This is a genomic window from Streptomyces sp. V3I8 (assembly GCF_030817535.1).
GTDB lineage: Bacteria > Actinomycetota > Actinomycetes > Streptomycetales > Streptomycetaceae > Streptomyces.
The window spans coordinates 7,768,476-7,769,485 of the sequence record NZ_JAUSZL010000002.1 but is presented as its reverse complement, the minus strand read 5'-3'; the positions used below and the strand labels follow the sequence as shown (position 1 = coordinate 7,769,485).

Here is a 1,010-nt window from a genome sequence, read left to right as displayed (position 1 = left end):
CGGTGGCCGCCCCGGAGGTCACGCGGGCACGCCTGGCGGGCCGCTCGCGCCAGGAGGCGGGAGCGGCCTGCGGAGCGCGGGTCAGCGGCGGCCATGCCCGCCTGAGCCGTTGCCGTCCAGACCATGGGTGTCGAGCTCTCGGTTGTTCTGCTCGATCGCCTCGATGTTGCCGTCGCGCGTCGTCTTCATGAGCCGGACCTGACTGAGCGTGGCGTCCGTGATGCCCACCAGCGCGTCGCGGATGGACATCATGGTCTCCTTCGTGGTCTGCCGCTCCTTCTGCTCCTGCGGCTTGGCCTTCTCGGCGAAGTCGCCGCTCGTACCGGGCCACTTGACGGTGGGGGCCAGCTCGTCGAGGAACTCCTCGGTCATGCTCCTGGCCAGGGTGCCGATCTCTTCCAGCTGCCCCGCCAGGGCCTCGATGCGCTGCGGGTCGACGTAGTAGCGCTCTCCCATGGTCAGTCCTCCCCGTCCTCGCCGATCGCGTCCCGCCAGGCGGGGGTGGCCTGGTCGTCGCGCGCCGTGTCCTCGTCGTCCTCGCGCAGGACCTCGGGGCCGAAGATCTGCTCCCAGTCCAGCTCGAAGCCCTTCAGTTCCGGCACGTTGCTGCTCGGTTCGGCGAAGGGTGCCATCGCCTTCATCACGTGCCGGTTCATCTTCAGGCGTGCCGCGTTCGTCGCCTCCAGGACGCTGGCGGCCAGCTCCTGGGGGGACATGTCGCGGTACTTGTTCTCCAGGAACTCGATCCCGGTCAGCTCACCCTGCGGGCCCACGCTGGCGCGGACCGCACGGTCGGAGGAGAGCACCGCGAACGACGCCTGGCGCAGCTCGCGTTCGGTGCGCGCGATGCCCTCCTGGGCGGCCTGGAGTTCGGCCATCGCCTTCTCCAGGCGCTTCTCCAGCGGCTCCGTCACGCCGGCTCCCCCTTTCTCCGTAGGTCCCCGCAGCCGTCCGAACAGGGCAACTGCTGTGCTGATCTTGCCTGGTGAGGGCCCGGTTGCGAAAGTCGG

The 1,010-nt window shown here is 69.7% G+C and carries 2 protein-coding genes; both read right to left on the bottom strand.

What is annotated here, in order from left to right; all coding sequences use genetic code 11:
* Positions 1 to 81: 81 nt before the first annotated feature.
* Positions 82 to 456 (bottom strand): hypothetical protein, encoded by a 375-nt coding sequence (locus QFZ75_RS34470; RefSeq protein WP_307543245.1) that lies wholly within the window; start codon positions 454 to 456, stop codon positions 82 to 84.
* Positions 457 to 458: 2 nt separating this feature from the next.
* Entirely contained in the window at positions 459 to 914 is a 456-nt protein-coding gene (locus QFZ75_RS34465; protein ID WP_307543243.1) for a YbaB/EbfC family nucleoid-associated protein, read from the bottom strand.
* Between the last annotated feature and the right edge of the window lie 96 nt (positions 915 to 1,010).